Raw genomic sequence first — 23,036 nt, 5'->3', positions numbered from 1 at the left:
TCCGTGGGCGACTCGGTCGAGGTGGGGAGACGTGCGGGTCGTGCGGCTGCGGCCGGGCCGGCTCAGTAGAGGGAGGCCTTGCCGTCGGCGTTGAACAGCTCGATCTTGTGGGCCGCCGCCGCTTTCATCGCCTTGATGCAGTCCGGCTGGATGGAGTTGGGCTCGCGCAGCTTCGGGTCGTTGGCCAGCATCTCGCGCATCTTCCCGTGGTAGGCCACCTTGATGTCGCTGGAGATGTTGATCTTCGCGATGCCGCGGGACACCGACTTGGCGATCTCCTCGTCGGGGTTGCCCGAACCGCCGTGCAGCACCAGGGGGATCGAGACCTTGGCCTCGATCTGCTCGAGCAGGTCGATCTTGATCTCGGGCTTCATCCAGTCGGGGTAGAGCCCGTGGCAGGTGCCGATCGCGACGGCCAGGCTGTCGACACCGGTCTCCTGCACGAACCGCACCGCGTCCTCGGGGTCCGTGTAGACGATGTACTCGGTGCCTGCCTCGGCTTCGTCATCGGCCTTGCCGATGGTGCCGAGCTCGGCCTCGACGCTGAGGCCCACCGCGTGGGCGGCCTCGACGACGCGCTTGGTGATCGCGACGTTCTCGTCGAAGGACACCAGCGACTTGTCGATCATCATCGAGGTGAAGCCCAGCTGGATCGCCTTGAGCGACTCCTCGTAGCTGGCGCCGTGGTCCCAGTGGATGGCCACCGGGACGGGGCTGCGCAGGGCCAGGTCGATCGCCGAGCGGAGGAAGCTGTCACCGACGTGCTTCTGCTCGTCGGGGTGGATCGCGATGATGAGCGGTGAGTTGGTCTCCTCGCTGATCTCGAAGATCCCCTTCATCATCGCGTAGTCGCTGATGTTGAAGGCCGGCACGGCGAACTGGTTCTCGCGGGCGACCTGCAGGAGGTTGACTCCGTTGACGAGCATGGGTGTGTCTCTCTCTGTGTGGGGAGGGGTTCTGGGCGTCGACGGTCGACGGTCAGCTCTTGACTGCACCAGCGGTCATGCCACCGATGAAGAACTTCTGGAAGAACACGAACAGCACCATCACGGGGATGCTCCCGAGCACACTCATGGCCATCATCTCGGTCCACTGGTACGAGTGCTGGCCCATGAGCAGCTGGATGCCGATGGGCACCGTGCGCATGTTGTCCGTGCGGGTCAGGGTGAGCGCGAAGAGGTACTCGTTCCACGCGATCATGAACGTGTAGACGGCCACCGAGACGATGCCCGGCAACGAGATCGGCACGAGGATCCGCCAGAGGGCGCCGAACGACGTCGTGCCGTCCACCCGTGCGGCCTCGTCCAGCTCGCGCGGCAGGGTGTTGAAGTAGCCGGTCATCATGACGATGGCGTACGGCAGGGTGAACACCATGTAGGTGAGCACCAGGCCCTGGTAGCTGTTGTAGAGGCGCAGCGCCACGATCAGGCCGAAGTACGGGATGAGCAGCGTGATCGGCGGGACGGCTTGGATGCCGACGATGATCACGTTGACCAGGCCCTTGCCGCGGAACTGGTAGCGGCTGAACGCGTACGCGGCCAGGATCGCGCAGACCAGCGTCAGCACCGTGACCGCGATGGCCACGACGTAGCTGTTGACGAAGAACCGCACCTTGGTCGGGTCGGTGAGGACGGTCGTGTATGCCGCGAACGAGAAGTTCTCGGTGATGAGCTTCGGCGGCCACGCGAAGATCTCGGAGTTCGACTTGAACGAGCTCGAGAGCATCCACAGGACCGGGAGGCCGGCGAACAACGCCCCGAGGATCAGGCCCGTCCAGGTGCCGGCCTTGAGGGCCGCCTTCTTGCGGGGGTTGGTGGTCGTCATGACGGTCATGGTCAGTCCCTCACTCGCTGGTGCCGCACGTAGAAGACGGCGAGGACCAGGGCGACGGCGAGCAGCATCACGGCGCTGGCCGAGGCCTGGGCGAACTGGTACTCGCTGAACGCGAGCTTGTAGGTGTAGGTGCTGAGCATCTCCGTGCGGTCCAGGGGGCCGCCGCCGGTCGTCATCCAGATCAACGGGAACTGCTGGGAGGTCCAGATCATGTCCAGCAGCGCCATGCTCAGGATGATCGGGCGCAGCGACGGCAGGGTGACGTGGAAGAACCGGCGCCACCACGACGCCCCGTCGACGGCCGCCGCCTCGTAGAGGTCGGCAGAGATGCCCTGCAGCCCGGCGAGCAGGCTGACCATGAAGAACGGGTAGCCGGCCCAGATGTTGATGAAGGTGACGGCCGGGAGGGCGAGGTTGAGGTCGGCGAGCCAGGCGATCGGGGTGTCGATGACGCCGCCCTGGATGAGCGCGTAGTTGACGACGCCGTTCGGGTCGAGCAGCAGGCGCCAGAGGATGGCGATGATGGCCACCGTCAGGAGCCACGGCATCACGAAGATGGTGCGGAAGATCGTCTTGGTCCAGCGGCCCAGCAGGGGCGAGTTGAGCAGCATCGCGAACCCGAGGCCGAGGACCAGGTGGGCCAGGACGCTGCTGCCGGTGAAGACCGCCGTGTTCTTGATGGCCGTGTGGTAGACCGGGTCGCTGAGGATCGTGATGTAGTTCTTCAGCCCGACGACCACTGAGGTCGGCGTCATGATCACGTTGTCCAGCAACGAATACCGGATCACGACGGCGATCGGCAGGATCATCAGGACGAGCATGAGGACGATGACCGGCGCGAGGTAGCCGTAGGGCTCCAGCTTGCGGATCACCTGCGAGCGCGGGCGCGGTGTCTTGCGTCCCTTGGCCTTCGCCGATCCCGGTAGCTGCTCCGGGGCGGTTGAGATCGAGGTGTCGATCACGGGGTACCTCCTGCGGGGCGGGTGGGCCGTGCGGCTGTCGTCGCGACGACCCACCCTCCTCCTGTCAGAACTTCGCGGACCACGCCTTCTGGGCGTTGTTCAGGGTCGTGTCGACGGGCTGGTTCTCCGCCAAGGTCTTCTGCAGCTCTCCGTCGAAGGACCGCATCAGGTCCTCGGCGGTCGGCAGGCCGGTGAACTCGTTGGCCGGGACACCCTTGTTCCAGATGTCGAAGGCCGTCTTGAACATCGCGTCCGACTGGACGAAGTCCGGCACGGACTCCTTGTTGCCGGGGAAGGCGTTGGCCACGGACGACAGCTTGGAGTTGGTGTCCTTGCTCATCAGGAACTCGACGAGCTTGAGGGCTTCCTTCTTGTGCTTGCTGTTCTCCGAGACGCCGATGCCCCAGGAGGCGTAGGGCATCCCGCGCTTGCCCGTGTAGCCGTCAGCAGCCGGGATCGCCGAGATGCTGAACTTGAGGTCCGGCGCGTTCTCCCGGATCAGGTTGATGTGGGCGAGGGAGTCGATCATCATCCCGACGCGGCCGTTGGTGAACTGCTCGACCTTGTCCTGCTCCTTCATCGTCAGCGCGCCGGGCGCGATCGCCTTCGCGTCGTTGAGCTGCTTGATGAACTCGACGACGCTCTTGACGGAGGAGTTGGTCAGGTCGGGCTGGCCGTCCTTGAGCATGGAGCCACCCGAGGCCCAGACCCACGACATCACGTCGTTCTGGATGCCGTTGGGGGCGTCCTGGGCGAGCGGGAGGATCCACCCCGAGTTGCCCTTGCCGGTGGCCGTGACCTTCTTGGCCGCGTCGACGAACTCGCTGCGCGTCGAGGGCGGGGCGTTGACGCCGGCCTTGGCCAGCAGGGTGTCGTTGGTGAACATCGGGTAGACGAAGTTCACGACGGGGATCATGTACGTGTTGCCGTCGACCTTGATCTGGCTGGCCAGCTGGGAGTCGTCGTAGCCGGACTCCTGCATCAGGGACGTCAGGTTGGTGATGGCCTTCTGCTTGGAGAAGTCGTTGACCCAGGCCCCGTCGAGGCCGACCACGTCGGCGAGGGTCTTGGAGGCCGCACCGGCGACCGTCTGCTGCTGGGTCGAGGCGTAGGGGGCGCTGATCAGCTTCACCTTGACGCCGGGGTTCGCCTTCTCGAACTCGTCCATCATCCCGCGCAGCGAACCCTTGGGGAGCTCGGGCTCCCACCACTGCGAGAACTCCAGGACGACCGAGCCGTCCGCCGCAGTGCTGTTGTCGTCGGCGTTGGCGCCGATCGGCGCACCCTCGCCACCCGCGCATGCCGCGAGGAGGCTGACCGCCGAGACGAACCCGACCACCGCCACCACCCGTGAAGCACGACTCTGTGCTCGCATTGCTGCTCCGTTCCTTGGCGCCATCGCCTGCGTGTAGTTGCTGTTTCCTGCCTGTTCCTGCGACATTAATCCGCAGGATGCGGCATGGTCAAGAGGTTCGACGCAGGGAAATCGTCCAGTGAGACGACCGCGCACCGAGCCGCCTGGCGGGCCGATCACCCACCGGAACACGTCGCTGAGCACGAATCCGCACACTCACGGCATACCCCACGGCGAACAGACAGTTCGCCCGAGAAGAGGGCACTTCGATGCGAGAAACCGCACCAACACGTAAGACAAAGCGCAAGAACGCACGTATGCTCCCCGCCATGGAGGACGACTCGACGCACCTGCCGGCCAGCCGCAAGGCCGCGATCGTCGCGCTGGTCGCGGACGCGGGGCAGGTCACGGTGCAGGCCCTGGCGGAGCGCCTGCAGGTGTCCGCCGACACGATCCGGCGCGACCTGGACCACCTCGACGGGGAGGGTCTGGTCATGCGCACCCGCGGGGGCGCGGTCGACCCCACCCGCATGCCGCGCATGGACCCCGGGCTCAACACCCGCATCCAGGTGCACCCCGACGCCAAGGAGCAGATCGGGGCCACGGCCGCGAGCCTGGTCACCGACGGCGACGTCCTCATCATCAACGCCGGCACCACGGCGCTGGCCGTCGCCCGTCACCTGCGCGAGCACCGCGGCCTGACCATCGCCACCAACAACCTCCGGCTCGCCACCGAGATCTCCCCCAAGTGCTTCCGCGACCTCTACCTCTTCGGCGGCGACGTGCGGCACGCGGCGCAGGCGACCATCGGACCTGTCGCCTTCCCGGTCTCGCTGGGGGGCCGTGACATGGACATCCGTTGCGACCTCGCCCTGGTGACCGTGGGGGGCGTGTCGACCGACGGCGGGTACTCCACGAGCAACCTCGCCGAGGCGGCGATGATGCGCGAGATGCTCGGGCGCGCAGGCAAGGTGGCGATCCTGGCCGACTCCTCGAAGTTCGGTCGACGGCTGTTCGCCCAGATCACCACGCTCGACGCGGTCGACTACTTCGTCACCGACCGGGAGCCCCCGGCCGACCTCGCGGACGCCCTGCGCAAGGGACACGTCGAGGTCCTCTGGACCCCGATCGCACCCTCCGGCCAGTAGCGCCGCCGGGGTCACCGGCTTCACTTCCACCGAGGAGTTCTGTTACCTCCTCCGACCGGCTGAGAACGCTCGAAACCCACCACGTGGGGAGCCGGCCTTGGGCACCATACGGGGCATGGAACTGGACCGTGAGGGTCGCACCGACCTCCACTACGCGGCTGCGGACGGCGACCTGGCCCTGGTGCGCCAGCTGCTGGCGCAGGGGTATGACGTGACGCTCGCCGACACCGGCGGGTACACCCCCCTGCACCTCGCCGCCCAGAACCAGCAGGCGGACGTGGTGCCCGAGCTCGTCGCGGCAGGGGCCGCCCTCGAGGCGCGCGACCAGTGGGGCAACACCCCGCTGTGGCGGGCCATGTCCTCCTCACGGGGTCGAGGAGAGACCATCCTCGCCCTGCTCGCGGCCGGCGCCGACCCGGACGCCGAGAACAACCACGGCACCTCTCCACGGATCGGGGCCCTGCGGATCTCGAACTACGACGTGGCCCAGTACTTCGTCGACCTCACGAGCAGCCGAGCCAGCTGACCGCGGTCGGGCGTTCCGAGCACATTCGGGGCACATTCGGGGCGCATTCGGGGCGCACCCGAGGCATCGCGCCGGTAACCTCGCCGCTCTCGCGCGACGCTCGCCGTGCGACGCCGACCCGGGGGGATCCATGAGCACCGACATCCAGCTCGCCCGACGCTCGTCAGCCGAGCTCATCGGTGGCGCCTTCGTCGCCATCCCGGCGGGCCTGTTCGTGCACCTCGTCACGCGCGGGGAGGACTCACGGTTCTACCCTGCGGCCGCGGCCCTCCTCGTGCTGCTGGGCTGGACGCTGCTCGGCGTCGGGCTGGTCCGGATCGGCGCCAAGGTGGACGACCTCTACCGCGCCAGGGTGACCGGGTCGACCCCCCGGGACTGACGCTCAGGCGTCGCGCCGAGCCGCGCGAGCAGCCTCGACCTTCGCCGCACGCGCGCGCTTGAGGCGCATGTGCGGGTCGGCGGCCTCCGTCAGCTGCGCGGGACCGAAGAGGTGCCACCCGACGTACTTCACGCCGTACGCGATCCGGTAGCCCACCGAGAGGCCTTCGTTCCTGCCCTTGCCAGCCATGCGTCCGCCTAATAGTTAGTACACGAATGATTTGATGCCTAACTGTAAGCCCGCATACGCATAGGATGAAATCGTGTCCCGCTCCCCTCGTACCGACCCGACCTCCGCAGCCCCCGAAATTGGCGGCGCACCAGACCTGCTCGCGCTCGACCGGCAGGTCTGCTTCGCCCTCGCGGTCGCGTCGCGCAACGTCATCGGGCTCTACCGGCCGCTGCTCGAACCCATGGGCCTCACCCACCCCCAGTACCTCGTGATGCTGGCCCTGTGGGAGCAGTCGCCCCTCAAGGTCTCCGACCTCGCGGCGCGGCTCAGCCTCGAGCCGGCCACCCTCTCGCCACTGCTCAAGCGGCTCGAGGCGAACGGCATGGTGGCGCGTGGCCGCGACCCGCGGGACGACCGCGCCCTGGCGATCACCCTGACGACGAAGGGCCGCCGGGCCCGGCGCCAGGCCGAGCGCATCCCGCCGGCGATCATGGCGCGCCTCGGCATGGGCCTGCCCGAGGTCGAGGACCTCCGCGACGGCCTCACCCGCCTGATCGACGCCGCCGACCGCGAGGGGTCTGCCTGACCGATGAGTTCTCGCGGGCGCGACGGTCTCCACTGCAGCCACCGCCGGGCGGTGCCCGCACGCGCCACCCCTGCCACCCAGGAACCGGAGCCCCGAGATGCCCACCACCCGCCACCTGAAGACCCCTGACGTCACCCTCGCCTACGACGTCCACGGCCCGCTCCCGACCGCGGACGGCCGCCCGCCGTTGTTCCTCGTCGGCGCCCCGATGGGAGCCGAGGGCTTCACGACGCTGGCGTCGCTGCTCGGCGACCGCACCGTCGTCACCTACGACGTCCGCGGCCTCGGCCGCAGCGAGCGCACCGACGGCTCACTGGTGCAGACCCCGGAGCAGAACGCCGCCGACCACCACGCCGTCATCACCGACCTCGGCGCCGGTCCCGTCGAGATGTTCGCCAGCAGCGGCGGGGCCGTGAGCGCCCTTGCCCTCGTCACCGCGCACCCCGAGGACGTCACGACCGTCGTCGCCCACGAGCCGCCGCTGCTGGCGGTCCTCCCTGACGCCGACGCCGCCTTCGCCGCGGAACGAGCGGTCCACGACGCCTACCACCAGCGCGGCCAGGGCGCCGGCATGGCCGCGTTCATCGGCCTCACCTCGTGGTCGGGCGAGTTCACCCCGGCGTATGCCGCCCAGCCCCTCCCCGACCCCGCCCAGTTCGGGATGTCCTCCGAGGACGACGGAAGGCGGGACGACCCGTTGCTGTCCGGGGTCTCCGATGCGATCACCGCCTACCGCCCCGACCTCGAGGTCCTGCGCGCCACTCCCGTGCGGCTGGTGCTGGCGGCAGGGGTCGAGTCGGCCGGCACGATCACGGCGCGGTCGACCGAGGCGCTGGCCACCGCGCTCGGTCAGGAGGTCGTCGTCTTCCCGAGCCACCACGGTGGGTTCATGGGCGGGGAGCACGGGTACGGCGGCCAGCCGGAGGCCTTCGCCGCGAAGCTCCGCGAGGTGCTCGACGCCTGACGCGACACGTCCACGGAGGAGGGGTCAGACGTTGGCCAGGAACGTCGCGTTGAACAGGCTGATGAGGAACCCGACGATGACGATCGCGTCGAGCACGCCGTAGGACATGAGGTGGAAGTTGGCGACCTTCCACCTCAGGGGCGCGTCGGCATACCCCCGTGGGCGCCAGCGACGGACGCGCTGGGCGTACCAGACCACCATGAAGACGCCGTAGCAGATGGCGCTGAACTGCCAGGCGGATCTCACCCCACCAGTGTGCGGCCCGCACGTGTGGCGCGCTCAGGGGGATCGTCCGTCCGGTCAGACCTCGCCGACATCGCCCCGGTCCCACCGTCCCCGCCGCTACCGTCCTCCCACGTCACAGGCGCCCCTTCCGCCCCCACGGAGACCGCGCCACGCCCCCGGAGGACGGTCATGACCCCATCCCTGACGAGCTCCACCCGCACGTCGCCGCCCCGCCGCACGCGGCTGACCCGGCTGCTTGCCTCCGGAGCGCTCGCGAGCGCCGTCGTCTCCGGCCTCGCGCTCTCCCCCGCCCACGCGGTGCCCATCTCGCCCGACCCGACCCGGCCGACGGTCGTCTTCCGTCCCGCCGAGCACCGTATGAAGGCAAAGCTGGACGTCCGGACGACGACCGCACGGTTCGGGTCGTCGTTCACGGGCGCCGTCGTCGACGCCGCGAGCGGTCGTGTCGTGTGGAGCAGGAACGGCACCACCGCCCTGATGCCGGCCTCCACCACCAAGCTCGTCACCGCGACCGACGCACTGCGCGTCTTCGGCTCCTCGCACCGGTTCGTCACCAGCGTCAAGCGTGGACCGTGGTCGGACCAGGTCATCCTCGTCGGCTCCGGGGACCCGGCGTTCAGCTCCGGCCAGCTCGCGGCCCTGGCCAGGACCACCGCCGCGACGCTCAGGTCCGCCGGCCGGACCACGGTCCGCCTGTATGCCGACGACCACCTCTTCCCCGCACCCACCCTCGCGACGGGATGGAAGTCCTCCTACATCCCCGACGACACGACCTGGTTGCGTGCCCTCGTGGTCGACGGACGGCAGAACTCCGACACGACCATCGACGCGGCGAAGCTGTTCGCCGCCCAGCTCAAGGCCAACGGCGTGACCGCCACGAAGATCGGCCGCGGGCGGGCTGCCGTCGACGCCCCCGTCATCGCGACCTCGGCCGGCCAGACCGTCGGGGAGATCGTCGGTCCGATGCTGCTCGACTCGGACAACGAGGACGCCGAGGCCCTGCACCGGCTCGTCGCCATCGCGACGGGGTACGGCAACACGTGGACGGCGGCCCGGAACGCCCAGGCGGCCCTGCTCGGCAAGGAGGGGCTGTCCGCGACCGCTCTCTACGACGGCTCCGGCCTGTCGCGCAGCGGGCGGCTGAGCGGGCTGCAGCTGGCCCGGATCGTGGCCAACGCCTTCGAGCCCGGCAACGCCACCCGGTTCGCGCTGCTGCGCTCCGACGCGGGACTGCCCGTCTCCGGTCGGAGCGGGACCCTCAGCTCGTCGATGGGGCGGTTCACGACGGCCGAGTCGAGGTGCGCGGTCGGACGGGTGCACGCCAAGACGGGCACGCTCAGCGACGCCGTGGCCCTGTCGGGCTGGACCCTCGGCGCCGACGGCCAGGTGAAGACGTTCGCGTTCGTGGTGAACGGCAAGGGCTCGACGCCGGCCCTCAAGCAGGGCCTGGACATGCTCGCCGCCACGGTGACCGGCTGCTACTGAGCCCCTGGGGTCAGTGCCCCATGCCACCGATCTGGTTGGCGCCGTAGCCGGGCGTGACCCTGGCCGAACCCGGCGCGAGATCGCCGTGCTCGTCCGCGCGACGCTCGTCCCTGGTGCGGTGGTCCCGCGAGCGCGCCACCACTGCCACCACGAGGCCGACGACGACAGCGACCGCCCCGATCGCGAAGATCCCGCCGAGCACGACTGTGAAGAACACGAGGAACACCCGTCCGATCCGAGCCCGCCGCCCCCCAGTGGGTACGAGTGGCTCGTCCCTGATGATCCGGCATGCGACACCTCCGGGCAATGGCTTTGCCGCACCACGCAACGGCGACCAGACTGCTGCCCATGACCGAAGCCCCGTGGTTCCGTGACGCCGTCGTCTACCAGATCTACCCCCGCAGCTTCCAGGACAGCAACGGCGACGGCATCGGCGACGTCCGCGGCATCATCGACCGCCTCGACTACCTGCACACCCTGGGCATCGACGTGCTCTGGCTGTCGCCGATCTACACCAGCCCGCAGGACGACAACGGCTACGACATCGCCGACTACCAGGACATCGACCCGACCTTCGGGACGCTCGCGGACGTGGACGAGCTGATCGCGCAGGCGCACGCGCGCGGCATACGCATCGTCATGGACCTCGTGGTGAACCACACCTCCGACGAGCACCCGTGGTTCGTGGAGTCGCGCTCGAGCACCGACAACCCGAAGCGGGACTGGTACTGGTGGCGCTCCCCCGGTGAGTCCGCGGACGGGTCCCCGACCGCCCCCAACAACTGGGAGTCGTTCTTCAGCGGTCCGGCCTGGGAGCTCGACGAGGTCAGCGGGGAGTACTACCTGCACCTGTTCAGCCGCAAGCAGCCCGACCTCAACTGGGAGAACCCCGAGGTCCGCGAAGCCGTCTACTCGATGATGCGCTGGTGGCTGGACCGCGGCGTCGACGGGTTCCGCATGGACGTCATCAACATGATCTCCAAGGTCACGTCCCTGCCCGACGGCGAGCCGATCCCCGGCAGCCCCGGGCTCGGCGACGGGACGCCGCACTTCCTGAACGGGCCGCGCATCCACGAGTTCCTCCAGGAGATGCACGCGTCGGTCTTCGAGGGGCGCGCGGAGAAGCTGCTCACCGTCGGCGAGATGCCCGGCGTGACGGTGGACGACGCCGTCCTCTACACCGACCCGGCGCGGCACGAGGTCGACATGGTGTTCCAGTTCGAGCACGTCGGTCTCGACCACGGCGACCACAAGTGGGACCGCCGCACCCTCGACCTGCGCGAGCTCAAGACGTCGCTCGGCCGCTGGCAGGAGGGGCTCGCCGAGACCGGCTGGAACTCCCTCTACTGGAACAACCACGACCAGCCGCGCGCGGTGTCTCGGTTCGGCTCCGACGCTCCCGAGCACCGCGTCGCATCCGCGAAGCTGCTCGGCACGGTCCTGCACCTGCACCGCGGGACGCCCTACGTCTACCAGGGTGAAGAGCTCGGTATGACGAACGTGCCGTTCGCGTCGTCGGAGGACTTCCTCGACATCGAGTCGGTGAACTACTACCGGATGGCCGTCGAGTCCGGTTCGGACGCGGCCAGCGTGCTGGACAACCTGAGGATCGGCAGCCGCGACAACGCGCGCTCCCCGATGCAGTGGGACAGCACCGGCCACGGCGGGTTCACCACCGGCACACCGTGGTTCAGGGCCAACCCCAACTACGTGGAGATCAATGCCGAGGCCGAGGTCGCCGACGACGACTCGGTGTTCCACCACTACCGCCGGGTGATCGAGCTGCGGCACACCGAGCCGGCCGTCGGCCACGGCGACTTCCAGATGCTCGCCGCCGACCACCCGACGCTCTACGCGTTCACCCGCTCGCACGAGGGCGTCGAGCTGCTCGTCGTCGCCAACTTCTCCGGCGACGAGCTCGCCCTCGACGTGCTCGACGACCTCGACGGCTGGGCCGGTTCGACGCTGCTGCTCGGCAACGTCGGTGAGCCGAGCTCGGTCACTGCGCCCCTGCGCGCCTGGGAGGCCCGCGTCCTGCGTCGCTGACCGCTCGCCAGCCCGGAGCGGGTAGGTGTTGCGTGATCCGGCAAGGGCGAGGTCCGGGGATTTCCGGGACGGATCCGGTGCGGGCGTGGCACCATCGCGGCGTGATTCGCGCAGAGCTCGGCTTGGGGGTCCTGGGCACAGCCCTGTGGATCTACTGCCTGCTCGACGTGATCATGACCGACGAGCACCGGATGCGGAACCTCGGCAAGGCGAGCTGGATCATGATCGTGCTGATCACGTCGGTCGTCGGTGCGGTCGCCTGGCTCGTGGCGGGCAAGCCCCAGTCAGCGCCCCGCGGGATGCCCTACAAGGGCAACACGGGGTACTCCGAGTACGACCGCCCCGGGCGGTTCGTGGCGACCGACCCCGAGGCCGACGAGGCGTTCCTCAAGCAGGTGCGCGAGCGCGCCGAGGCGCAGCGCCAGGAGGCGAGGCTGCAGCGACTGGCCCGCGAGCAGCGGGAGGAGCGCGAGCGCCAGGAGATCCGGGAGGCCCACGAGCGCCGCCGCCTCAAGCCGACGGAGCCGAACCCGTACGCGCAGCCCGGCCAGGTCGACCCCCTCGACCCCGGCCGCGCCGGCCAGAACGGCACGGCTCCCCAGGACGGTCAGCCCGGAGGGCCGGCCTGACCTTCCCGGCGCAGGTCGGCCGTCTCCGCACGGAGCGCCGCGAGCACCTTGGTGTCGATGCCGTCGGGGCTCATCCTCATCTCGTAGTTCGCCTCCGAGGCCCAGGACTCCAACGCCCGGCCGACGGCACCGTCCCCGCCGGTGTCCACGACCGGGTGCCCCAGCGCGGCCAGGCGGCTCCCGACCTCCTCGGCCAACGCGCCGGTGAGCGGCAGGACCTCTTCGGCCGTGCCGAAGAGCAGGTCGTTGACGACCAGCAGCCGCGCCAGCTCCTGCGGTGCCTGCGGGTGGTCGTCGACCCGGACGTCGGCGAGGACCCCGTAGCCGTCGTACCCCGCACCCGGTGCCACCGCATACAGCGCCGCTCCCTGACGACCACGCGAGTCGCCCCCGGCCGCATCCCCGGCGAGCAGGGCGGCGAGCAGTCGGTCGGTCAGCGAACCGCCCGACGAGGCGAGCCAGGCATGTTCCATCGCCTCGACGACGTCGCGACCGGTGAGGATGTTTCCCTGGATGGCGTACCCGCCGGTGGCCTCGCGCCCACTGACGCCACCCGCCCAGTCCATGCACTCACTGCCGGTGAACGTCGCCTGCGAGTCGACGCCGACGACGCCCAGCTGCCGGTGCTCCCGGCCGTCATCGGGCTGCGTGCACGCGGTAACCGCACCGTGCGCATCGGCTCCACCAGCCAGTGCTTCGAGGGCGGTGTCGCGGTAGGAGACACGCGCCATCGCCTGCGTCGCGACGGCTCCCACCCCGAGCCGGGCGGCAGGAACCACCGCCCCGACGAACGGGAACTTGCTCGCGACGGCGACCCCGAACGCGTCACCGACCTGACCAGCGATGGAGAACGTCATGGGTCGACGCTAGGCGCTACCGGAGAGGACGGCGCGGCGGACGGGCGTGGACGGTGCGGTGGGGGTTCGAAATCTCTGGGACAATGGAGCATGGCCGCGCGAACGACCAACCCCATGCTCACCTGGACCACCCTCTCTCCCGTCGTGGCACTCGTTGCCCTGGCCCTCACCTGGGGTCGCGATCTCGGCACCCTGCCCGTCATCGTCATCGCCGCCGCGCTCGCCGCCGCGGTGCTGGCCGCGGTGCACCACGCCGAGGTCGTCGCCCACCGCGTCGGTGAACCCTTCGGCTCCCTCGTCCTCGCCGTCGCCGTCACCATCATCGAGGTGGCGCTGATCGTCACGCTGATGATCTCCGGCGGCAAGGAGACCTCGACGCTGGCCCGGGACACGGTGTTCGCGGCGGTGATGATCACCTGCAACGGGATCGTCGGGCTGTCGCTGTTCGTCGGCGCGCGCCGGTACAAGCTCATCTCGTTCAACGCCGAGGGCACTGGCGCCGCGCTGGCCACCGTGACGACGCTGGCCATCCTCACCATGGTCGTCCCGACGTTCACCACGGGCGAGCCGGGACCGGAGTTCACGCCCGGCCAGCTCGCCTTCGCCGCGGTCATCTCGCTGGTCCTCTACGGCATGTTCGTCACCACCCAGACCGTGCGGCACCGCGACTTCTTCCTCCCCGTCGGCAAACAGGGCGAACCCCTCAACGACGAGCACGCCAACCCCCCGAGCACCAGGCAGACCTACCTCTCCCTCGGCCTCCTGCTTGCCTCCCTCGTCGCGGTCGTCGGCCTCGCCAAGGTCGAGTCGCCGGCCATCGAGTCGGCCGTGGCCGCGGCAGGCTTCCCGCAGTCGTTCGTCGGTGTCGTCATCGCCCTGCTCGTGCTGCTCCCCGAGACGCTGGCCGCCGTGCGGGCCGCCCAGCGCAACCGGATCCAGATCAGCCTCAACCTCGCGCTGGGTTCGGCGATGGCCAGCATCGGCTTGACCATCCCGGCGATCGCCATCGCCTCCATCTGGCTCGACGGCCCGCTGCTGCTCGGGCTCGGCCCGGTGCAGATGGTCCTGCTCGGCCTGACCGTCCTGGTCAGCGTGCTCACCGTCGTGCCCGGCCGCGCGACGCGCCTGCAGGGTGGGGTGCACATCGTCCTGCTCGCGGCGTTCGTCTTCCTCGCCGTCAACCCCTGAGGACGCGTGGAGGTATGACGCGCATCGAAGCGGTCCGGGGCGACATCACCCGCGAGCAGGTCGACGCGATCGTCAACGCGGCCAGCTCGGCCCTGCTCGGGGGTGGCGGTGTCGACGGTGCCATCCACGCCGTAGCCGGACCCCGGTTGCTCGAGGAGTGCCGCAGGCTCCGGAACACCACCCACCGCGACGGCCTCGAGGTCGGCGACGCGGTGGCCACGGGCGCCGGCGACCTGCCGGCGCGGTGGGTCATCCACACGGTCGGTCCGAACAGGCACCGTGGCCAGACCGACCCCGCCCTGCTGGCCTCGTGCTTCACGCGCAGCCTCGCCGTCGCCCGCAAGGTCGGCGCGCGATCGGTGGCCTTCCCTGCCGTCAGCGCGGGCGTCTACGGCTGGGACGCCGACGAGGTGGCGCGCGTCGCCGTGACAGCGGTGCGCGCGGATCTGGCCGCCCGGTCCGGCGTAGCGCCGGAGATCGACCTCGTCCGGTTCGTGCTGTTCAGCGACCGGCTGCTGGCCGCGTTCGAGGCCGAGCTGGGCTGACCGGCTCAGGCGTCGGCCGAGGCCGGCTCGTCGTCGTCGGCCGCGGCGGCCTCGATGAGCCGACCGAGGATCTCCACGGTGTGCACCCCCGACAGGCCCACCTTGTGGTTGCCCATGTAGAACGGCACCCCGGTGATCCCGAGCTCGCGGGCCGCCTCCTCGTCGCCACGGACCTCGTCGGTGTACTCGTCGCCGGCCAGCACCGCCGACACGCGTCGCCCGTCCAGCCCGGCCTCGGCACCGAGCCGCTGCAGGGTCTCGACGTCGTCGATGGCCTTGCCCTCGGTGAAGTGCGCGTTGAACATCCGCTCCAGGACCGCACCCTGCAGCGCCGGTCCACCCTGGGCCAGCCCGAGAGCGACGAGTCGGTGCGCGTCGAAGGAGTTGGACCGCAGCTGCTTGTCGACCTCGATGTCGATGCCGTCGGGGCGGCCCATCGTCGCCGGCCGCTCGGCCATCTCGCGGGCGCCGTCGAGGTCCGTGCCGTACCGCCCGGCCAACCACGCCAGGACGGTGTCACCCGTGCCCTTCGGCGTGCTGGGGTCGAGCTCGAAGGCGTGGTAGGTCACCGTGACCTCTGCCGGGTGGGCGCTCACGGCGATGGCCAGCTCGAGGCGCCGCTTGCCGAGGTAGCACCACGGGCAGACCACGTCGGCCCAGACGTCGATCTCCACTGCGTTCATCGCTCCATCCTCACACGACGCCCTGCGCGGCGTCACACGGGCGGGCGGCACCCCACATCAGGCACCCGGCATACCGGTGGGCGCACGACGAAGGCCCCCACCGCGGTGCGGTGGGGGCCTTCGTGGAGCCGGAGGTCAGCCTCGGTGAGCGCGCAGGCTCAGGGGCGACCGTAGGTCACGCTGGAGGACCAGATGTCGCGCAGGGCGACGGCCTTGCCGGTGCGGGGGCTGTCCCACATCTTGCCGTTCCCGGCGTAGATGCCCACGTGGTAGGCCGGCGAGCCGAAGAACACGAGGTCGCCCGGCTGCGGGTTGGACACGGGGGTGGTGGCCTGGCGCTGGGCCTCGGCCGTGCGCGGCAGGTTGATGCCGAGCTGGCGGAAGACGTAGGCGGTGTAGCCGGAGCAGTCGAAGCCGGCGGGGGTGGTGCCGCCGTAGACGTACATGATGCCGGCGTACTGCGCGGCGATGCCGAGGACGCCACCGACGGCAGGACCGGACGGTGCGGCCGGGACGGCGGAGCGCTCGGTCGAGCGGCTCGCCGCGGCGGGGGCACGCGTCTGGGCGGCCGGCACGACCACGGGGCGGGCCTTGGGCTTCGGCTTCGGCTTCGGCTTGGGCTTCGGCTTGGCGGTGGCGCTGAAGCCGATCACGCCGAACGCGTCCGCGGCCTGGGGCGCAGCGGCCTCGGGAGCCTTCACGGCCACGGGGGCGGCGGCGGTGGCGGCCGTCCGGGTCGAGGGCTCGGCAGCCGGGGCTGCGGAGGCGGGGAGGGCGAAGGACGCCACGAGGCCACCGGAGGCGGCGATCACGGCGGATGTCTTCACGGCGGGCTGAGCGGCCTTGGCGGCGATGTCAGCGAGCTCGGAGACGGGATTGAAACGACCGGGCGCGCGATGGCGACCAGAGCTGTGTGAAGCCACGATGGTTGAACCTCCAGCGCCTACGAGGTGAGCTGTCGGGTTCGGGTGGAGGTAGATCACCCGGCCCTCGCGGTTTGCCACCCGACCTTGCGGGCGCTCACACGAGGACTTCACCCCAAGGACCGTCCGGAGACGGCCCGAAATTGGGTCCCCCGCTCCTGCCAAGCGGTGTTGCTGGTGGACCCGGGCGTGGTGACAGGACTAGGCGTTTCCACATCGGGCCAGCCTCTCCGGGGGGCGAAGAGACCTCGGCCACCGTACACAAGGCCTCAGGGAATGTCACGTTCGGGTCACGGCGGGTCAAGAAAACCCCAAGAAAGCGGTCGAAACGTGCATCGGTCCGTGAGGGCGCGGCTGGAGTTCGTGCTCAGCACCCTCGCAGGGCTACCACGGATGGCTCAGATGAGCGCGCCGAAGACGTGCTGCGCGACGTCGTCCGGCAGGGACACCGCGGTGGAGTCCGGAGCATCCTCCCGGACGGCGACCACGCGGCCGTCGGCACGGTGGACGCGCACCCGCTCCCCGGGGAGCAACCGGGCCACGGTGAGCAGGGCCAGCGCCTCGTGGTCGACCTGCACGGGCTCGCCGATGCGGCGCACCAGGACGACCTCGGGGTGCTCTCCCGCGAGCTCGGTGAGCGTCTGCAGGCCGGTGCGGAAACCCTCCATGGGCTCCTCCTCCCCGAGCTCGTCGAGTCCGGGGATGGGGTTGCCGTAGGGCGAGTCGTGGTGGTCCTTGAGCATCGCGAGGATCTTGCGCTCCACCCGCTCCGACATCACGTGCTCCCAGCGGCACGCCTCGTCGTGGACGTACTCCCACTCCAGGCCGATCACGTCGACGAGGAGTCGCTCAGCCAGGCGGTGCTTGCGCATCACGCGGGTGGCGAGCAGGCGACCGTGGTCGGACAGCTCGAGGTGACGGTCACCCCCGAGGCTGAGCAGCCCGTCGCGCTCCATGCGGGCGACGGTCTGGGACACGGTCGGACCGGAGTGCCCGAGCCGCTCGGCGATGCGGGCACGCAGGGGGACGATGCCCTCTTCCTCGAGCTCGAAGATCGTCTTGAGGTACATCTCGGTGGTGTCGATCAGGTCCGTCACAGGGCAAGCCTCTCATCTGGAGGCGTCAGCCGGGGCCGCCCTGCTCAGCCGCGGCGGCGAACGGGGTCGAAGCGCGGCACCCAGTACCCCAGCCATCCCGTGCCGAGGAGCGCCAGCCCGCCCAGGGAGACGCATGCGGCGGCCAGCCCGGCCTCGGCGGTGACGAGGCTGATCAGGGCCGGGGCGCCGCTCCCACCGATCACCGACATGAACCGCCAGCCTCCGAGGAACTGCGACCGGCCCCACTCGGGGGCGCTGTCGGCGCCGAGGGTCATGACGATGCCCGACCCCATCCCGTTGCCGACGGCCGCGACGAGGGCGACCAGGGTCACCGCCACCGCGCTGTGGGTGAGCGGGAGGGCCAGCATCCCGATCCCCAGCAGCACGACGCACGGCACCGCCACCCAGATGCGGCCGAACCGGTCCATCACCGAGCCGGCGGGGTAGAACAGGAGCATCTCCACGCCGGCGACGATCCCGAAGATGATGGCCGTGGTGCTCGCCGAGAGCCCGACGTACTCGGCCCACAGGGGGAGCAGGACCACCCGGGAGGACCGGGCCGCACCGATGACCATGATCCCCAGCCCGAGGGTGAGGTAGGTGCGCCGGTGGTCCCACAGCACCGTGGCGGTGCTGACGCGCGTCCGGTCGCGCGACTCCTCCTTCGCCTGGGCCTCGTGGGCGGCCGTCAGGTCCGGGCCGAACTGCACCAGGGCCGCGGCGGCGAGTCCGGCAGCCACGGCGACGGCGAACCCGGCCCGTGGCCCCCAGGCGTGGATGATCGGTGCACCGACGAACGGGCCGATGAACATGCCGATCCGGTTGACCCCGCCCAGGGTCGACATGGCGCGCGCCCGCATCGAGGCCGGCACCGCGTCGATGAGGTAGGCCTGACGTGCGACGAGGAAGACCGACGAGGTGAAGCCCATCGCGAAGACGGTGGCCATCAGGACGGCCAGTGAGGGGGCCGTCAGCGCGACGAAGGCTGCCACGGCGTCGACGGCACTGGCCCAGAGCAGGGCCCGGCGCTCCCCCACGCGGTTCACGAGTGCCCCCGCCGGCACGGCGAAGAAGAGCTCCGCGACCAGCCCGAGCCCCGCGGTGAGCGCGGCGACCGACTGGGACGCCCCGAGGTCGAGGGCGCTGAGGGCCACGATCGGCACGATCGCCCCCGCACCGATCGCCGCGATGACCGTCGGCCCGTAGGCCGGCACCGCGATGCTGCGCAGGCTGACGGTCGGATCGGTGGTGGCCTCGGGTCGTGACATCCCGCCCATTCTCACCCGTGCCCGCGTCTGCGGCCCCACGGGTCGGTGCCCCCGGCGCACCCCACGGGGCGCACAGTAGGTTCGGGCCATGGCTTTCCTCGTGCCGGCGCGGTTCTGCGGCCCTCCCGAGTCGGGCAACGGCGGCTGGGTCAGCGGTCACTTCGCCGGACAGGTCCCCACCTCCCCGGAGCTCCCTGCGGTCTCCGTGCGCCTGCGGACCCCGCCGCCGCTGGACCGGGAGATGGCGACGCGCACGGTCCCCGGCGGTCCGGACGGCTCGACCACCGTCGTCGAGCTGTTCGACGGCGACCACCTCGTGGCGCAGGGGCAGGCCGTCCACGGACCCGAGCCGCGCGGCATACCGGGTCCGGTGTCGTTCGAGGACGCGCAAGCGGCCGGCGAGCGCTACGAGGGGCTGGCCGACCACCCGTTCCCCACCTGCTTCTCCTGCGGCACCGGCCGTTCCCGTGGGGACGGACTGCGGCTGCAGCCCGGACGGGTGGCGGACTCGGACACCTACGCCTGCGCGTGGGTGCCCGGCGACGACGTCGACCTCGAGACGGTGTGGGCCGCGCTGGGCTGTCCCGGCGGCTGGGCGTCCGGCATCGCGGGGCGGCCGATGGTGCTCGGCACCATGACCGCCCGCGTCGACACCCTTCCCGTTGCCGGTGAACCCCACGTCGTCATGGCGTGGCAGCGCGGCGAGGAGGGGCGCAAGCACCTCAGCGGCACGGCCCTGTATGCCGCCGACGGCACCCTCCTCGCGCAGGCCGAGGCCACCTGGATCGCCATCGACCCCGCCACCATCCGTCCCGCCAGCCCTGCAGGAGGCACCTCATGACCACCCGACCCCTCGCCGTCGTCACCGGAGCCAGCAGCGGCATCGGTGCGGCCACCGCGCGGCAGCTCGCCGCAGCGGGCTTCGAGGTCGTCTGCGCGGCCCGTCGCGCCGACCGCATCGAGGCCCTGGCGACCGAGATCGACGGCCGCGCCGTCACGTGCGACGTCTCGGACGCGACCGACGTCGCGGCGCTCGCGGCGGCCGTGGGCGACCGGCTCGACGTCCTCGTCAACAACGCCGGTGGTGCCCTGGGCCTGGCGCCGGCCGCGTCCACCGACGTCGCCGACTGGCGGGGGATGTTCGAGTCCAACGTCATCGGGACCCTGCAGGTCACCCAGGCCCTGCTGCCGGCTCTCGTCGCGTCGGGCGCCGGCACCATCGTCAACGTCGGCTCGATCGCCGGCCGGACCGTCTACGAGGGCGGGTCGGGGTACACCGCGGCCAAGCACGCCGTCGCCGTGCTGACCGAGACCCTGCGCCTCGAGCTCGTGGACCAGCCGGTCCGGATCACGGAGATCGCGCCGGGCATGGTGAAGACGGAGGAGTTCTCGTTGACGAGGTTCGGCGGGGACCAGGAGCGGGCCGACTCGGTGTACGCCGGGGTCGCCGAGCCGCTCGTGGCCGATGACGTGGCCGAGGCGGTCGTCTGGATGGTGCAGCGCCCGGCGCACGTCAACATCGACCTGCTGGTGATCAAGCCCCGCGCCCAGGCCGCGTCCTACAAGGTGCACCGCGAGCCCTGACCCCGCGTCTCGCCCTCACCCCTCCGCAAAGCGGGTGTCGTTCGGCGAACCGGGACTTATTTGTCCTGGTGTTCCCGAACGACACCCGCTTTGCGCGTCAGGGGCCGCGGGGTCAGGCGGGGGTGAGGGTCAGGACCAGGGGTGAGCCGGCGGGGGCCGTGAACGTCCGGACGTCCCCGTCCCGCGCGACGGCGACCTCGTCCGGGCCTGCCGTCGCGACGACCTCGGTGCCCGGGACCGTGTCGAGGACGACCGTGGTCCGACCGCCCAGCGGCGGCCCGAACACCAGCCGGTCGTCGCCGACCTCGATGAGCTCGGCGTTCGCCCACTCGACCCGGCCGACCGGGGTGTCGAGGCCGAGCGCCAGGAACGCGCCCGTCCGTGGCGGGACGACGAGGGCGCCGTCACCGAGCATCGTGCCGTCGAGGGTCAGCGTGACGGGGTTGTCGTGCCCGCTGATGTTCGTCAGGTGCAGCATCCGCTCACCATCGGCCGTCGCGGACGTCGTGGCGAAGATCCCCGGCACCGCGGCCGAGAACTCCAGCCCCGGAGCGGCACCGAGACGCCGGAGGGCACGCCCGAACAGGCCGACGTCCGAGGGCAGCTCGGCCGCCAGCAGGATCGCGCGGCCGGCGCCGACCTCGACGTCGATGCCGATCACGGCTCCGTCCACGTCGTGCAGGACCGCCTCACCGCGCTCGTGCTCGAGCGCCTGGAACCAGCCGACCCGGGTCTCGGGCCACGGTGCCGCCCAGCCACTGGCGACGGCGGACGGGTAGTAGTGGTCGGCCCCCCAGGTGAGGTCCCCCCCGGAGACACCCATCGCGTCGGCGAGGAGCGTGCAGGGTCGACCCTCCAGGTCTCGGTCGGGCACCCGACCGAGCAGGAGCAGGCCACCGCCGCGGGTCAGGTGGTCGACGAGGCCCTGCTGGACCTCCGGCGACAGGTGGCGCCCGGTCGACAGGGCGACCACCCCAGTGGGTTCGTCGCGCTGCAGGTGCACTGCCGGGAACCGGTACCCGCCGAGAAGCATCGACCGCACGAGCGCTCGCCGCGGGCCGGCGCCACGGTGTCGCTGCAGGTCGTCGACGACCTCGGTCATCACCGCGCTGTCGGGGTGGTGGTACTCCGTGGCGTAGGCGTCGAGGACCAGCCCCAGCTGCACGCCGTCGTGCTCCTCCTCCATGCGCGACAGCCAGCGCTCGTGGACCCGGACCGCGTGCACGACCCGCGCCGTCGCGGCATACGTCATGCCCTTCTGGCCCTCGGGGCCGACGGGCGCGGCGGTGCCGTGGCGCTCTCCGGTGAAGCTGATCCGGTCGTTCCCGTCGCCCACGGGCACCTCGAGCGGCGGGTTGATGCCGCCGGCGAAGAGGTAGTAGTTGATGGCGCGGTTGCCCTGCGCCAGCGAACGGCGGGTCTTGAGGTCGACCGTCGACGGGTCGTACTGGTTGTCGATGCCACCGCCGTAGTCGCCCGACCCGGCCTCGAACTCCAAGGACGTCGTCGGCTGGCCCGGTCCGTGCACCGCGTCCATGAAGGCGTTGATGACGTAGAGGTCGGTCGTCGTGTTGAGCGTCATGTCGCCCATGTAGTGGTCGGACCCGGACAGCATCCCCGGCACCCCGGCATACGTGTCGACGAGCTGGCTGACCCCGATGGGGAACGGCTCCCCGCTGCCGCCCTCGGTGCCGTGGATGTTGATGAGGAACGGCACGTCCGTCACCCCCTGCGCCTCGGCCATCGTGCGCAGCTCCTCGACGTAGCGCCGGAACCGGTCGCGCATGAAGACCGCGAGGTCCTGTCGCAGCACGCCCGCATCCTCCTCACCGGGTGTGCGGATCGCTGTGCCAGACAAGGGGTATGGCGCGTCGCCGCCGTGGCGCGCGACGGCCCACCGCGCGAAGTCGGCGACGAGGTCGTCGGTGAGGTCCGGGCTGTTGGTCACCCAGGCGAGCATCCCGATCTCGTTGTCGAGCTGGACCGCGATGACGTTGCCGCCGTTCGGCTGCAGCCGTCGGGCGATGAGCGGCAGGACGGCGCCGAACCACCGACGGCACTCGTCGAGGTAGGCGGGCGCGAGGTAGTCGACGGTGCGGCTGGGCGTCTGCTTCCCGTCCCAGCCGACCGGCACGATCTCGGGGTGGTCGGTGTAGAGGCGGAACGGCAGTCCCTCGTTCTTCAGCTCGGCCATGATGAACGGTCCCGGCCGGGCGACGAACCACAGGCCGTGCTCGGCGCACAGGTTGATGAACGCGCCGATGTCGCGCTCCGGCCGCGTGGCACCGGTCACGTCGATCGTGCCGTCGGGCAGCTCGTGCCACAGCCACGGGATGTACGAGGCGACGGTGTTGCAGCCCGCCTCCTTGAGCAGCAGGATGCGCTGCTCCCACTCCTCGCGCGCCACGCGGAAGTAGTGGATCTCGCCGGCCATCACCACGCGGGCCTCGCCGTCGATGAGGATCTGCTTGTCCTGGATCTGGATCATGACGCTTTCCGTTGGGGGGCAGGGGTTCTGGGGTTCAGGGGTTCTGGGGTTGAGGAGCTCGGTCGGCCCAAGGG

General features: G+C 70.5%; 25 protein-coding genes and 1 riboswitch. Of the genes, 12 read left to right on the top strand and 13 right to left on the bottom strand.

Translation table 11 applies throughout. The features are described 5' to 3' along the window. Positions 1-62 precede the first annotated feature (62 nt). The 4 genes from ASD62_RS14060 to ASD62_RS14045 all read right to left on the bottom strand — a co-directional run bounded on the left by ASD62_RS14060 (position 63) and on the right by ASD62_RS14045 (position 4,170). Positions 63-926, bottom strand: coding sequence for a ketose-bisphosphate aldolase (locus ASD62_RS14060; protein WP_056916488.1), 864 nt, complete (start codon positions 924-926; stop codon positions 63-65). A 52-nt stretch (positions 927-978) separates the two neighbouring features. Beyond that, positions 979-1,824, bottom strand: coding sequence for a carbohydrate ABC transporter permease (locus ASD62_RS14055; RefSeq protein WP_056917408.1), 846 nt, complete (start codon positions 1,822-1,824; stop codon positions 979-981). Between the two features lie 11 nt (positions 1,825-1,835). Next, positions 1,836-2,795: a carbohydrate ABC transporter permease gene (locus ASD62_RS14050; RefSeq protein ID WP_235530710.1), complete on the bottom strand. Its 960-nt coding sequence runs from the start codon at positions 2,793-2,795 to the stop codon at positions 1,836-1,838. Positions 2,796-2,859: 64 nt separating this feature from the next. Next, on the bottom strand, positions 2,860-4,170 hold the full coding sequence (locus tag ASD62_RS14045) for a sugar ABC transporter substrate-binding protein (protein ID WP_056916487.1): 1,311 nt from the start codon (positions 4,168-4,170) through the stop codon (positions 2,860-2,862). A gap of 308 nt (positions 4,171-4,478) precedes the next feature. On the opposite strand from ASD62_RS14045, the gene ASD62_RS14040 reads away from it, so the two are divergent. The 3 genes from ASD62_RS14040 to ASD62_RS14030 all read left to right on the top strand — a co-directional run bounded on the left by ASD62_RS14040 (position 4,479) and on the right by ASD62_RS14030 (position 6,202). Further along, on the top strand, positions 4,479-5,297 hold the full coding sequence (locus ASD62_RS14040) for a DeoR/GlpR family DNA-binding transcription regulator (protein ID WP_056917406.1): 819 nt from the start codon (positions 4,479-4,481) through the stop codon (positions 5,295-5,297). A gap of 115 nt (positions 5,298-5,412) precedes the next feature. Then, on the top strand, positions 5,413-5,823 hold the full coding sequence (locus ASD62_RS14035) for an ankyrin repeat domain-containing protein (protein WP_056916486.1): 411 nt from the start codon (positions 5,413-5,415) through the stop codon (positions 5,821-5,823). A 130-nt stretch (positions 5,824-5,953) separates the two neighbouring features. Further along, positions 5,954-6,202 (top strand): hypothetical protein, encoded by a 249-nt coding sequence (locus ASD62_RS14030; protein ID WP_056916485.1) that lies wholly within the window; start codon positions 5,954-5,956, stop codon positions 6,200-6,202. A 3-nt stretch (positions 6,203-6,205) separates the two neighbouring features. Here the strand turns inward: ASD62_RS14030 and ASD62_RS14025 are convergent, their stop codons facing one another. Beyond that, complete coding sequence (locus ASD62_RS14025; protein WP_056916484.1) at positions 6,206-6,391, bottom strand: hypothetical protein; 186 nt, start codon at positions 6,389-6,391, stop codon at positions 6,206-6,208. Between the two features lie 73 nt (positions 6,392-6,464). Between ASD62_RS14025 and ASD62_RS14020 the strand changes: the two genes are divergently transcribed. Both ASD62_RS14020 and ASD62_RS14015 read left to right on the top strand, forming a co-directional pair. Further along, positions 6,465-6,959 (top strand): MarR family winged helix-turn-helix transcriptional regulator, encoded by a 495-nt coding sequence (locus ASD62_RS14020; RefSeq protein ID WP_235530709.1) that lies wholly within the window; start codon positions 6,465-6,467, stop codon positions 6,957-6,959. 97 nt (positions 6,960-7,056) lie between these two features. After that, positions 7,057-7,923: an alpha/beta fold hydrolase gene (locus tag ASD62_RS14015; protein ID WP_056916483.1), complete on the top strand. Its 867-nt coding sequence runs from the start codon at positions 7,057-7,059 to the stop codon at positions 7,921-7,923. Positions 7,924-7,947: 24 nt separating this feature from the next. Here ASD62_RS14015 and ASD62_RS14010 read toward each other — a convergent pair whose 3' ends face one another. Next, positions 7,948-8,169 (bottom strand): hypothetical protein, encoded by a 222-nt coding sequence (locus tag ASD62_RS14010; protein WP_056916482.1) that lies wholly within the window; start codon positions 8,167-8,169, stop codon positions 7,948-7,950. A gap of 168 nt (positions 8,170-8,337) precedes the next feature. On the opposite strand from ASD62_RS14010, the gene ASD62_RS14005 reads away from it, so the two are divergent. Beyond that, positions 8,338-9,654 carry a D-alanyl-D-alanine carboxypeptidase/D-alanyl-D-alanine-endopeptidase gene (locus ASD62_RS14005; RefSeq protein ID WP_056916481.1) on the top strand — a complete coding sequence of 439 codons (1,317 nt, stop codon included), beginning with the start codon at positions 8,338-8,340 and terminating at the stop codon, positions 9,652-9,654. Positions 9,655-9,664: 10 nt separating this feature from the next. Here the strand turns inward: ASD62_RS14005 and ASD62_RS14000 are convergent, their stop codons facing one another. Continuing rightward, the gene (locus ASD62_RS14000) at positions 9,665-9,880 is read right to left on the bottom strand and encodes a hypothetical protein (RefSeq protein WP_056916480.1); all 216 of its coding nucleotides are present in this window, start codon (positions 9,878-9,880) and stop codon (positions 9,665-9,667) included. 122 nt (positions 9,881-10,002) lie between these two features. Here ASD62_RS14000 and ASD62_RS13995 point away from each other — a divergent pair, with 122 nt between their 5' ends. Continuing rightward, positions 10,003-11,700, top strand: coding sequence for an alpha-glucosidase (locus ASD62_RS13995; RefSeq protein WP_164488419.1), 1,698 nt, complete (start codon positions 10,003-10,005; stop codon positions 11,698-11,700). A 101-nt stretch (positions 11,701-11,801) separates the two neighbouring features. Beyond that, positions 11,802-12,329, top strand: a complete 528-nt coding sequence (locus ASD62_RS20495) for a PLD nuclease N-terminal domain-containing protein (protein WP_082580827.1) — start codon at positions 11,802-11,804, stop codon at positions 12,327-12,329. Here ASD62_RS20495 and ASD62_RS13985 read toward each other — a convergent pair. Then, positions 12,308-13,186 carry a DUF1028 domain-containing protein gene (locus ASD62_RS13985; protein ID WP_056916479.1) on the bottom strand — a complete coding sequence of 293 codons (879 nt, stop codon included), beginning with the start codon at positions 13,184-13,186 and terminating at the stop codon, positions 12,308-12,310. The genes ASD62_RS20495 and ASD62_RS13985 overlap by 22 nt on opposite strands. A 90-nt stretch (positions 13,187-13,276) precedes the next feature. Between ASD62_RS13985 and ASD62_RS13980 the strand changes: the two genes are divergently transcribed. Together ASD62_RS13980 and ASD62_RS13975 are read left to right on the top strand one after the other, a co-directional pair. Continuing rightward, complete coding sequence (locus ASD62_RS13980; RefSeq protein WP_056916478.1) at positions 13,277-14,374, top strand: calcium:proton antiporter; 1,098 nt, start codon at positions 13,277-13,279, stop codon at positions 14,372-14,374. A 14-nt stretch (positions 14,375-14,388) separates the two neighbouring features. Beyond that, complete coding sequence (locus tag ASD62_RS13975; protein WP_056916477.1) at positions 14,389-14,919, top strand: O-acetyl-ADP-ribose deacetylase; 531 nt, start codon at positions 14,389-14,391, stop codon at positions 14,917-14,919. Between the two features lie 5 nt (positions 14,920-14,924). Here the strand turns inward: ASD62_RS13975 and ASD62_RS13970 are convergent, their stop codons facing one another. The 4 genes from ASD62_RS13970 to ASD62_RS13955 form a co-directional block, all read right to left on the bottom strand. Beyond that, complete coding sequence (locus tag ASD62_RS13970; RefSeq protein ID WP_056916476.1) at positions 14,925-15,602, bottom strand: DsbA family oxidoreductase; 678 nt, start codon at positions 15,600-15,602, stop codon at positions 14,925-14,927. A 158-nt stretch (positions 15,603-15,760) separates the two neighbouring features. After that, complete coding sequence (locus tag ASD62_RS20390) at positions 15,761-16,525, bottom strand: C40 family peptidase (protein WP_082580826.1); 765 nt, start codon at positions 16,523-16,525, stop codon at positions 15,761-15,763. 2 nt (positions 16,526-16,527) lie between these two features. After that, positions 16,528-16,743: riboswitch (cyclic di-AMP (ydaO/yuaA leader) on the bottom strand. Positions 16,744-16,923: 180 nt separating this feature from the next. Next, on the bottom strand, positions 16,924-17,622 hold the full coding sequence (locus ASD62_RS13960) for a metal-dependent transcriptional regulator (protein WP_056916474.1): 699 nt from the start codon (positions 17,620-17,622) through the stop codon (positions 16,924-16,926). A 44-nt stretch (positions 17,623-17,666) separates the two neighbouring features. Beyond that, on the bottom strand, positions 17,667-18,890 hold the full coding sequence (locus tag ASD62_RS13955; protein WP_157581476.1) for an MFS transporter: 1,224 nt from the start codon (positions 18,888-18,890) through the stop codon (positions 17,667-17,669). 88 nt (positions 18,891-18,978) lie between these two features. Here ASD62_RS13955 and ASD62_RS13950 point away from each other — a divergent pair, with 88 nt between their 5' ends. Beyond that, positions 18,979-19,731, top strand: coding sequence for a hypothetical protein (locus tag ASD62_RS13950; protein ID WP_056916472.1), 753 nt, complete (start codon positions 18,979-18,981; stop codon positions 19,729-19,731). Continuing rightward, positions 19,728-20,474, top strand: a complete 747-nt coding sequence (locus tag ASD62_RS13945) for an SDR family NAD(P)-dependent oxidoreductase (RefSeq protein ID WP_056916471.1) — start codon at positions 19,728-19,730, stop codon at positions 20,472-20,474. Before ASD62_RS13950 ends, ASD62_RS13945 begins: the two co-directional genes overlap by 4 nt. A 112-nt stretch (positions 20,475-20,586) precedes the next feature. Here ASD62_RS13945 and ASD62_RS13940 read toward each other — a convergent pair whose 3' ends face one another. Next, entirely contained in the window at positions 20,587-22,962 is a 2,376-nt protein-coding gene (locus ASD62_RS13940; RefSeq protein WP_056916470.1) for a beta-galactosidase, read from the bottom strand. Between the last annotated feature and the right edge of the window lie 74 nt (positions 22,963-23,036).

Source organism: Phycicoccus sp. Root563 (genome assembly GCF_001427915.1).
In the GTDB taxonomy this organism is placed as follows: Bacteria; Actinomycetota; Actinomycetes; order Actinomycetales; family Dermatophilaceae; genus Pedococcus.
This window is presented reverse-complemented; position numbering and strand designations above follow the sequence as displayed.

Excerpts from the sequence above, each read along its gene's own strand:
- ASD62_RS13950 (WP_056916472.1), top strand. The coding sequence starts at position 18,979 with ATGGCTTTCCTCGTGCCGGCGCGGTTCTGCGGCCCTCCCGAGTCGGGC.
- ASD62_RS13980 (WP_056916478.1), top strand. The coding sequence starts at position 13,277 with ATGGCCGCGCGAACGACCAACCCCATGCTCACCTGGACCACCCTCTCT.
- ASD62_RS14055 (WP_056917408.1), bottom strand. The coding sequence starts at position 1,824 with ATGACGACCACCAACCCCCGCAAGAAGGCGGCCCTCAAGGCCGGCACC.
- ASD62_RS13955 (WP_157581476.1), bottom strand. The coding sequence starts at position 18,890 with ATGTCACGACCCGAGGCCACCACCGATCCGACCGTCAGCCTGCGCAGC.
- ASD62_RS13970 (WP_056916476.1), bottom strand. The coding sequence starts at position 15,602 with ATGAACGCAGTGGAGATCGACGTCTGGGCCGACGTGGTCTGCCCGTGG.
- ASD62_RS14035 (WP_056916486.1), top strand. The coding sequence starts at position 5,413 with ATGGAACTGGACCGTGAGGGTCGCACCGACCTCCACTACGCGGCTGCG.
- ASD62_RS13985 (WP_056916479.1), bottom strand. The coding sequence starts at position 13,186 with ATGACGTTCTCCATCGCTGGTCAGGTCGGTGACGCGTTCGGGGTCGCC.
- ASD62_RS13945 (WP_056916471.1), top strand. The coding sequence starts at position 19,728 with ATGACCACCCGACCCCTCGCCGTCGTCACCGGAGCCAGCAGCGGCATC.
- ASD62_RS13940 (WP_056916470.1), bottom strand. The coding sequence starts at position 22,962 with ATGATCCAGATCCAGGACAAGCAGATCCTCATCGACGGCGAGGCCCGC.
- ASD62_RS14040 (WP_056917406.1), top strand. The coding sequence starts at position 4,479 with ATGGAGGACGACTCGACGCACCTGCCGGCCAGCCGCAAGGCCGCGATC.
- ASD62_RS14025 (WP_056916484.1), bottom strand. The coding sequence starts at position 6,391 with ATGGCTGGCAAGGGCAGGAACGAAGGCCTCTCGGTGGGCTACCGGATC.
- ASD62_RS14005 (WP_056916481.1), top strand. The coding sequence starts at position 8,338 with ATGACCCCATCCCTGACGAGCTCCACCCGCACGTCGCCGCCCCGCCGC.
- ASD62_RS14015 (WP_056916483.1), top strand. The coding sequence starts at position 7,057 with ATGCCCACCACCCGCCACCTGAAGACCCCTGACGTCACCCTCGCCTAC.
- ASD62_RS14060 (WP_056916488.1), bottom strand. The coding sequence starts at position 926 with ATGCTCGTCAACGGAGTCAACCTCCTGCAGGTCGCCCGCGAGAACCAG.
- ASD62_RS14045 (WP_056916487.1), bottom strand. The coding sequence starts at position 4,170 with ATGCGAGCACAGAGTCGTGCTTCACGGGTGGTGGCGGTGGTCGGGTTC.
- ASD62_RS13995 (WP_164488419.1), top strand. The coding sequence starts at position 10,003 with ATGACCGAAGCCCCGTGGTTCCGTGACGCCGTCGTCTACCAGATCTAC.
- ASD62_RS14030 (WP_056916485.1), top strand. The coding sequence starts at position 5,954 with ATGAGCACCGACATCCAGCTCGCCCGACGCTCGTCAGCCGAGCTCATC.
- ASD62_RS13975 (WP_056916477.1), top strand. The coding sequence starts at position 14,389 with ATGACGCGCATCGAAGCGGTCCGGGGCGACATCACCCGCGAGCAGGTC.